General features: G+C 68.2%; 8 protein-coding genes. 2 read left to right on the top strand and 6 right to left on the bottom strand.

What is annotated here, in order from left to right; genetic code table 11:
* The coding region (locus DBR34_RS15760) for a hypothetical protein (RefSeq protein ID WP_181394036.1) at positions 1-453 on the top strand (453 nt) is incomplete at its 5' end.
* A 15-nt stretch (positions 454-468) separates the two neighbouring features.
* Here the strand turns inward: DBR34_RS15760 and DBR34_RS15755 are convergent.
* The 3 genes from DBR34_RS15755 to DBR34_RS15745 all read right to left on the bottom strand — a co-directional run bounded on the left by DBR34_RS15755 (position 469) and on the right by DBR34_RS15745 (position 4,128).
* Positions 469-882 (bottom strand): hypothetical protein, encoded by a 414-nt coding sequence (locus tag DBR34_RS15755; protein WP_128097495.1) that lies wholly within the window; start codon positions 880-882, stop codon positions 469-471.
* Positions 883-1,034: 152 nt separating this feature from the next.
* Positions 1,035-3,143: a TonB-dependent receptor gene (locus tag DBR34_RS15750; protein WP_128097494.1), complete on the bottom strand. Its 2,109-nt coding sequence runs from the start codon at positions 3,141-3,143 to the stop codon at positions 1,035-1,037.
* Positions 3,144-3,327: 184 nt separating this feature from the next.
* Positions 3,328-4,128: a restriction endonuclease gene (locus tag DBR34_RS15745; RefSeq protein WP_128097493.1), complete on the bottom strand. Its 801-nt coding sequence runs from the start codon at positions 4,126-4,128 to the stop codon at positions 3,328-3,330.
* Positions 4,129-4,393: 265 nt separating this feature from the next.
* Here DBR34_RS15745 and DBR34_RS15740 point away from each other — a divergent pair, with 265 nt between their 5' ends.
* Positions 4,394-4,678, top strand: a complete 285-nt coding sequence (locus DBR34_RS15740) for a hypothetical protein (protein WP_219928311.1) — start codon at positions 4,394-4,396, stop codon at positions 4,676-4,678.
* 180 nt (positions 4,679-4,858) lie between these two features.
* Here the strand turns inward: DBR34_RS15740 and hutU are convergent, their stop codons facing one another.
* The 3 genes from hutU to DBR34_RS23385 form a co-directional block, all read right to left on the bottom strand.
* Positions 4,859-6,526: a urocanate hydratase gene (gene hutU / locus DBR34_RS15735; protein WP_128097492.1), complete on the bottom strand. Its 1,668-nt coding sequence runs from the start codon at positions 6,524-6,526 to the stop codon at positions 4,859-4,861.
* Complete coding sequence (gene hutG / locus DBR34_RS15730; RefSeq protein WP_128097491.1) at positions 6,523-7,377, bottom strand: N-formylglutamate deformylase; 855 nt, start codon at positions 7,375-7,377, stop codon at positions 6,523-6,525. The genes hutU and hutG overlap by 4 nt, the downstream gene beginning before the upstream one ends.
* A partial coding sequence (locus DBR34_RS23385) for an aromatic amino acid lyase (protein ID WP_258223995.1) occupies positions 7,374-8,051 on the bottom strand: 678 nt, incomplete at its 5' end. The genes hutG and DBR34_RS23385, both read right to left, overlap by 4 nt.

Below are 8,051 nucleotides of genomic sequence, written 5' to 3'. Positions count from 1 at the left end.
GTGATGCTGGCGGTGGATGGCCATGCGCTGGTCACGCCCGCCGATGGCAGCTTCACCTTGAGCGCGGCCGGGTTGTATCTGCTGCGTACGTTGCAGCATGACCACGCGCCTGCGGACACCGTGAGCGACGGCAACGCGCTGTTTCCGTGTTGTGGCTACATCGCGTTGCCGTCCAGCGGCGTGTTTCCGGTGTTCTGTATCGGTTGCCCCGGCGGGCGCGATGTCGCGGTGACCCATCAGGGCGATGAGGTGCTGCTGGACGCCGGCGACGGCCCTTGCCGGGTGTCCCTGCTGGAGTGGCGGAAGGCGGTGCTTGCCTTCGTGGACGCGGTGGAGGACTTCTACGCGCGGTGCAGCCCCAAACACCCCGCGACCGATCCCGAAGAGGCACGCGGCTGGGCGTTGTTCTGGGCCGAATGGCAGCAGCGCCGGCAGGCTGCGCAGGCGCCGTGAGCAACGCGGTGGTGCTCAGCGTTGCAGAAAACCGCTCTGGAATTCGGCCAGGTCCAGGCGCTGGTCGTGGTTGCTGTCCAGGCCCTGGAACCGCATCTGCGCGAAGCGGCTCACTTCGTCCTGGCTGAGTTCGCCGTCGCCGTTGAGGTCGGCCACGCGCAGGCGGTCGGCAGCGGACAGCTGGCCGTCGCGGTCCGGTCCCAGCACCGCCTGCAGTTCGTCCAGGGTCAGCCGGTAGTTCTGGTTGCTGTCCAGTGCGGCGAACACGGCCTTGCCGTTGTATTCGTCGGCGGTCACGCGGCCGTCGTGGTTGCGGTCCAGTTGCGCGAAGCGCGCGCTCGCCGTGAGCGGTGCGTCCTGGGCGCGGCCCACGCCGACCGCACACAGGGCCAGCGACAGCGCGCACAGCGTGCGCGAAAAAGTGATCATCACGGCGAGCTCCGGTGCAGGGCAGTGCCCACAGTGTCGACCTGGCGCCGCGTGTGCGCCACGGCAATCCTGCAGGTCCGGCTCAGTATTTCTACTGGTGGGCGATGGGCCCCGACGCGGGCCAGCAACGCTGCCGCTGCTGGCCGGTGTGCTCAGTCGAACCGCCAGCGCAGGCCGGCATACAGCCCGCGGCCTTCGCCCGGGGTGGAGCGGGCCACGTCCTTGCCGGCATCGTTGTAACCGGGCGTCACGGTGGCCGCGTAGTGGCGGTCGCCGATGTTGCGCATCTCCGCCCAGGCCTGCCAGCGCCCGCTGGGGGCATCGAACCCGACCCGGCTGCCGACGATGGCATGGCTGTCGGCGCGGACGCTGTTGGCGTAGTCCACGAACATTGCCGAAGCGTATTCGGTGTTGAGCGCGGCGTAGAAGCCGGTCGGGTGGTCGTAACGCAGCTCGGCCTGGTAGTAGTGGCGGGGCAGGCCGGGCAGGCGATTGCTGCCGAACAGCGCGTCATCGCGGTAGCGGAAATCGCTGAAGGTGTAGGCCTGGCGCAACGACAGACGGCCATCGCGCCCCTGCCACACGGTGCTGTCCAGCCCGGCTTCCAAGCCGCGGTGCACGGTGGGGCTGGCGTTGTTCTCGGCCACGAAGAGGTTCGGTACCGGCAGCACTTCCACGGTGAGCAGTTCATGCAGCACGCGCGCGTAGTAGCCGGTCAGCTCCCAGCGGCCAATCGCGCTGTCGCCCCGCGCGCCCAGTTCCAGCGTGGTGGCGGTCTGGTTGTCCAGCTGCACCGGCGCGCGCTGGCGACCGGTGGATGCCCCATTGCCTGCCGCGAAGTACTGGTTCGAACCCCAGATCATCGACCATGGGTGCGCCGGCTCCACCGACCGGCTCAGGTTGCCGAACCACTGTGTCTGCGGCGTCTGCTGCCAGGTGAAGCCCAGCCGCGGCGCATAGTCCCACTGGTGCTCGCGCAGGCGCTCGGGCGTGGCCGGCCAGGTCACCTGCACATCGCGGCGGGTATTGATCAGCGCCAGCCCGGTCTGCAGGTGCAGCGCATCGGTGAGGGCCAGGTCGTTGCCGATGTGCAGCGTGCTGTCGGTGCCGTGGTGCGAAAAGTCGCGCGTGTGGGTGCCGGCGGCGTAGCCGTTGCTGGCAAAGCGCAGCGTCTCGCGCACGTCCGCGTCCAGGTCGTGGGTGACGCGCAGGCCCAGCGTGGTCACGCTGGCGCGGCCCAACAGCAGGTGGCGGTGGCGGTAATCGACGGTGGCGTTGAGGTTGCTGTAATCCAGCTGCTGCCGGTACAGGCTTTCGTTCAAGTCCATCGGGTACGTGTGGTACACCAGCCCGGCCTGCAGCGACGAAGCGTCGTCGATCTGCCAGGTGGTCGTGTTGCCGATCCAGGTGCTGCCCGGCTGCGGGCGGCGCGCGTCGATGGCCAGGTTGGCCGGGTTGGCCGCACGCGGGTCGTTGCGGATCTGGTCGCGGGTGAGGCGCCCGGGCGTTTCGTGATTGGTCTCGCGGTAACGCACGAAGAAGCGCGTTTCCAGGGTTGGGCTGATCTGCCAGCCCAGGTTGGCCATCGCGCCTTTGCCGTCGCTGGCGGCATGGCGCTGGTAGCCGTCCGATTCGGTGTCGGTGTAGGCCAGGTAGTAGTCGACATCGCCGCTCACCCCGCCGTAGCCGATGCTGCGCTTCTGGTAGCCACGGCTGCCTGCTTCGTACTGCAGCTCCAGCCCGGCCGAATCGCGCCCGCTGCGGCTCACGTAATTGATCGCACCGCCCAGTGCCAACGCGCCGCGCTCGAAGCCATTGGCGCCGCGCAGCACTTCGGCCCGGCTCAGCCACAGCGGTTCCAGCAACTCATACGGCGTGCCGCCCGGGCCGGTCAGCGGCAGTCCATCCAGCGACACTGAAATCCCCGAGGCATGCGCGCCCGGACCCCGGTTGATGCCCGAGCCACGGATCGAGACCTTGGCGCCTTCATTGCCCGGCGACTGCGCACTGATGCCGGGCTGGTAGGCGAGCACATCGGCGCTGGTGGACAGCCGGCCGTCGGCCTTGGTCAGGTCCACCACGTTGCCGGCGCCGGGAACCCGCTTGAGCGCCGCCCGGGCCTGCTCGGTCTCGCTGGCGGCGGTCACGTTGACCGCATCCAGGGTGGTGGCCTGGGGAGCGGCGTGGGCGGTGGCGGAAAGGCCGAGGGCGACGGCCAGGAAGAGCGCGGTGGGGCAGGGGCGGTACGGCGAAAGCGACATGCGTAAGGGCTGTAAACCAAAAAGATGGCGCGCAAGTTAACAGGTATGGTCCGGCGCGTCACCCGTCCGTGCCGTACGGGTGCCAGCGGGCGCCTGCTCCCCTCCGGTAGAGCCGACCGTTGGTCGGCTGCTCTCCGTTGCGCCGCCGGTGAACCTGCATGCGATCGACCTGAGGCTGCGCCCGTCAGCCGCGACAGGCCGGAAAGCGACTGCAGCCCATGAACACGTCACCGGTTCTGCGATTGCGACGTTCCACCATCGGGGCGCTGCAGCGATTGCAGGTCACCACCTCGGAGGCGGGTTTCGAGTCCGTCAGCACCGGCTCGATCCTTGCGGCAGGCGTCGCCGTCGAACGTACCTGCACCTTCTGAATCATCCCCAAGAGGTCTTCACCCGCTACCAGCGTGATGGGTTTTCCGACAATGAAGACCTGCGCGTCACGGGTGAACCCCCCGCTGCTGACAATCAGCACGGCGTCGGCGCGATGGTGCGCCAGCAGGCCATACATCTCGCGCACGACCGACACGCCCACCTGCTGGCGTCGCCATTGCTTGCATTGCACCAGCGTGCGTTTGCCATCGCGGCGCAGGACCAGGTCGATGCCGCCGTCGGCACCGCCCAAGCCCGTCTCTTCGACGGTGTAGCCCTGCCGCCGATATGCCTCGCCGACCAGCCGTTCGAAGTCACGCCATCCGTTGCTGGAAAGGCTTTCCAGCCCGGTACGCGTGTCCAGCAACCGGCGCCGCCGACGCGCGCCGGCCCATGACACTAGTGCCGCCAGCAGGCAGAGGCTCAGCCATAGCCAGGCAACCGCCGCCTGTGCCGCTATGCCTGCAATCAACGCGGTCGGTGTGCCAGCGGCGCGCTCGTGCCACTGCGGCGCGAGAATGCGCAATGCGCCGAAGCCAAGCGCGCCTGCGCCGACATTGACATACCACGGCCATGTGGCCATGACGTCGATAAGGTGCGTGCGTCTGCGTCCCATGCGTACTTCCCTCCTGTGTGCGTACGCATTGTAGGGTGCGCCGATCGAGCAGCCGCGTTTGCGGGGATGTGAGGCCTGAACCAGCGGGAGGCCGGGGGAGGATTCCGCCATACTGTCAGACAACGTCACGCAACCGGAGAGCCGATTGGCCAGGCCAGGCGAATTCAAGAATCTGCTGGACTACCTACAGAAGATTCCGGCTATGTCGGCGTCACCAATGCACTGGGGCAGGGGCGGGGACAGCACCTGGTACGTTGGGTTCACGATGGATCTTGCACATCCGCTGGCGTGGAGTGCCGTGCAGGAGCTTGCCTACGTGATCAACGGGTTGTCGGTGGCCGAAGCGCTGCCGACGGCGTTCATGCCCGTGGCGCCGCCGCCGTATCTCAATGGGCCGGCCAGTGAGTTTCTGTCGTGGCGGATTCAGTCCAGCGACGCGGGATTCTCGCCGGATGACCTGCTGGGGTGGCTGGAGGGGCGATTGCCGCAACCGGTGGAGGATGCGTCGCAGTGGATGCCGTCGTTCATCGGCGTGGATGATGCGATGTAGGTGCGCGCGTTGCGGATAACGCGCAGCCCCGCACGGCGAGGTGGTACGCGGGGTTGCATGTGGGTAGAGCCACCCCATGGGTGGCTGCCCTTCAATCCGGCACCGCGTGCAGCCACCCATGGGGTGGCTCTACCCCCCCGTGGGTCGTGGGTCCCGACCGTTGGCCGGGACGCATCCGGATCAGCCCAGAATCCCCGGCAGATCCAGCCCCTTCTCTTTCGCGCATTCCACCGCGATCTCATACCCGGCGTCGGCATGCCGCATCACGCCCGTGGCCGGGTCGTTCCACAGGACGCGCGCGATACGCTTGGCGGCCGCCTCGGTGCCGTCGCAGACGATCACCATGCCGGCGTGCTGCGAGAAGCCCATGCCGACGCCGCCGCCATGGTGCAGCGACACCCACGTGGCGCCGCTGGCGGTGTTGAGCAGGGCGTTGAGCAGGGGCCAGTCGGAGACTGCATCGGAACCGTCCTGCATCGCCTCGGTTTCGCGGTTCGGCGACGCGACGCTGCCGCTGTCCAGATGATCGCGGCCGATCACCACCGGGGCCTTCAGCTCGCCGTTGGCGACCATTTCGTTGAAGGCCAGGCCCAGGCGGTCACGGTCGCCCAGCCCTACCCAGCAGATGCGCGCCGGCAGGCCCTGGAACTTGATCTTCTCGGCGGCCATGTCCAGCCAGCGGTGCAGGTGCGGGTTGTCCGGGATCAGCTCCTTCACCTTGGCATCGGTCTTGGCGATGTCTTCCGGGTCGCCACTCAGCGCGGCCCAGCGGAACGGGCCGATGCCGCGGCAGAACAGCGGGCGGATGTAGGCGGGCACGAAGCCGGGGAAATCGAACGCGTCTTCAACGCCTTCTTCCAGCGCCATCTGGCGCAGGTTGTTGCCGTAGTCCACGGTCGGCACGCCGAGGGCGTGGAAGGCGAGCATGGCGCGGATATGGCTCGCCATCGAGGCGCGCGCGGCCTTCTCCACCACCTTCGGCGCGGACACGCGCTTGTCGTCCCATTCCTCCACCGTCCAGCCCTGCGGCAGGTAGCCGTTGACCGGGTCGTGTGCGGAGGTCTGGTCGGTCAGCAGGTCCGGCTTGACGCCGCGCAGCAGCAGTTCGTCCAGCACGTCGGCGACATTGCCGAGCAGGCCCACCGACAGCGGCTTCTTGGCCGTGCAAGATTCCTCGATCAGGCGCAGCGCCTCATCCAGGTTGTCGGTCCAGGTGTCCAGGTAGCCGGTGCGCAGGCGCATCTCGATGCTGCTCTTGCGGCATTCCACCGCCAGGCACGACGCGCCGGCCATCACCGCGGCCAGCGGCTGCGCGCCGCCCATGCCGCCCAGCCCACCGGTAAACAGCCACTTGCCGGCCAGGCTGCCGTTGTAGTGCTGGCGGCCCATCTCCACGAAGGTTTCGTAGGTGCCCTGCACGATGCCCTGCGCGCCGATGTAGATCCAGCTGCCGGCGGTCATCTGGCCGTACATTGCCAGGCCCTTTTTATCCAGCTCGTTGAAGTGGTCCCAGTTGGCCCAGCGCGGCACCAGGTTGGAGTTGGCGATCAGCACGCGCGGCGCGTCCACATGGGTGCGGAACACGCCCACCGGCTTGCCCGACTGCACCAGCAGGGTCTGGTCGTCCTCCAGCCGCGTGAGCGTTTCGACGATCGCATCGAAGCTTTCCCAGTCGCGCGCGGCACGGCCGATGCCGCCGTAGACCACCAGTTCCTGCGGGCGCTCGGCCACGTCGGGGTGCAGGTTGTTCATGAGCATGCGCAGCGGCGCTTCGGTCAGCCAGCTCTTGGCGGTGAGCGTGGTGCCGGTGGGCGCGATGATGGTGCGGGACGGGTCGTTGCGGGTCATGCGGCGCTCCGGTTCGTAGCGAATGCAAGGCAGGCGTTGAGCACCTGTGCCAGGGTGTGGCGCAACGGTGCGGCGTGGTCGGGGTCGAGCGGGGTGGGCCAGCTGTGTTCGTCCACCTGGTCCGGTGCCGGCTCGTGCATGTAGCCACGGCAGGCCAGCTCCATCTGCAGGGTGTGCACGCCGGCGGGGATGTTGCTGTAGTGGCGGGTGATCCAGCCGCCCTTGAAGCGGCCGTTGCGCACGTGGGACAGGCCGCTGATCTTCAGCAGGTTCTCCACCACGTCGCTGAGCGTGTTGTCGCAGGACGTATCCACCGCCCCCGACGGGCCGGCCGTGCCCAGGTTGAACTGCGGCAGCTCGCCCTCGAACAGGTGGGGAATATGCGAGCGGATCGAGTGCGCGTCATACACCACCACGGTGCCATGGCGCGCACGCAGCCGCGCGATCTGTGCGGCCAGCGCGTCGTGGTACGGCGCGAAATACGTGTCACGGCGGCGCGCGATCTCGGCCTCGTCCGGTTCGCTGCCCGGGTGGTACAGCGGCTGGTTGTCGAAGGTGGTCAGCGGGCACAGGCCGGTGGTGTTCTGGCCCGGGTACAGCGACACACCGCTGGGGTCGCGGTTGAGGTCGATCACCGAGCGCGAGATCGCCGAGCGCACCGTGGTGGCCCCCATGCCGCGCGCGAAGTCGTACAGCTCATGCACCCACCAGTCGGCATCGCGGCGTGCCAGCCACGGCGAGTGGTAGCGGTCGATCAGGTCATGCGGCAGCTCGCTGCCGGTATGCGGGAAGCTGACAATCAGCGGCGCATCGCCCTCATGTACCTGCAGCCAGTCCGGGTGGGCGGTCATGCCAGCGGCTCCACCTGCGGCAGCACGTCGGCCAGGCCCTCGGCCAGCGCGCCGCTGCGCACCAGTGCGGTGGCGGCCACCATGTCCGGATGGAAGTAGCGGTCGTCCTGCAGGGTGGGCACCTGCGCACGCAGCCGTGCACGCACGCCTTCCAGCGCGTCGCTGGAACGCAGCGGGGCATGGAAGTCGCAGCCCTGCGCAGCGGCCAACAGTTCGATGCCGACCACGTTGGCCGCGTTCTCGGCCATCGCCAGCAGCCGGCGCGCACCGTGCGCGGCCATCGACACATGGTCTTCCTGGTTGGCCGAGGTCGGAATCGAATCGACGCTGGCCGGGTAGGCGCGCTGCTTGTTTTCCGAGACCAGCGCGGCGGCGGTTACCTGCGGAATCATGAAGCCCGAATTCAAGCCGGGCTTCGGGGTGAGGAAGGCGGGCAGGCCGGACAGCGCCGGGTCCACCAGCATCGCGGTACGGCGTTCGCTGATCGAGCCGATTTCGCAGATGGCCATGGCCAGCATGTCGGCGGCAAAGGCCACCGGCTCGGCGTGGAAGTTGCCGCCACTCAGCGCTTCGTTGGTGTCGGTGAACACCAGCGGATTGTCGGACACGCCGTTGGCTTCGATCGCCAGCGTGGTGGCCGCCTGGCGCATCACGTCGAACGCCGCGCCCATCAC

This window comes from Stenotrophomonas sp. HMWF003 (assembly GCF_003061285.1).
In the GTDB taxonomy this organism is placed as follows: domain Bacteria; phylum Pseudomonadota; class Gammaproteobacteria; order Xanthomonadales; family Xanthomonadaceae; genus Stenotrophomonas; species Stenotrophomonas maltophilia_AP.
The sequence above is the reverse complement of the archived record's forward strand: the minus strand, read 5'-3'. Positions and strand labels throughout refer to the sequence as shown.

Coding starts and splice junctions, on each gene's coding strand:
- DBR34_RS15755 (WP_128097495.1), bottom strand. CDS start 882: ATGATCACTTTTTCGCGCACGCTGTGCGCGCTGTCGCTGGCCCTGTGT.
- DBR34_RS15750 (WP_128097494.1), bottom strand. CDS start 3,143: ATGTCGCTTTCGCCGTACCGCCCCTGCCCCACCGCGCTCTTCCTGGCC.
- DBR34_RS15745 (WP_128097493.1), bottom strand. CDS start 4,128: ATGGGACGCAGACGCACGCACCTTATCGACGTCATGGCCACATGGCCG.
- DBR34_RS15740 (WP_219928311.1), top strand. CDS start 4,394: ATGGATCTTGCACATCCGCTGGCGTGGAGTGCCGTGCAGGAGCTTGCC.
- hutU (WP_128097492.1), bottom strand. CDS start 6,526: ATGACCCGCAACGACCCGTCCCGCACCATCATCGCGCCCACCGGCACC.
- hutG (WP_128097491.1), bottom strand. CDS start 7,377: ATGACCGCCCACCCGGACTGGCTGCAGGTACATGAGGGCGATGCGCCG.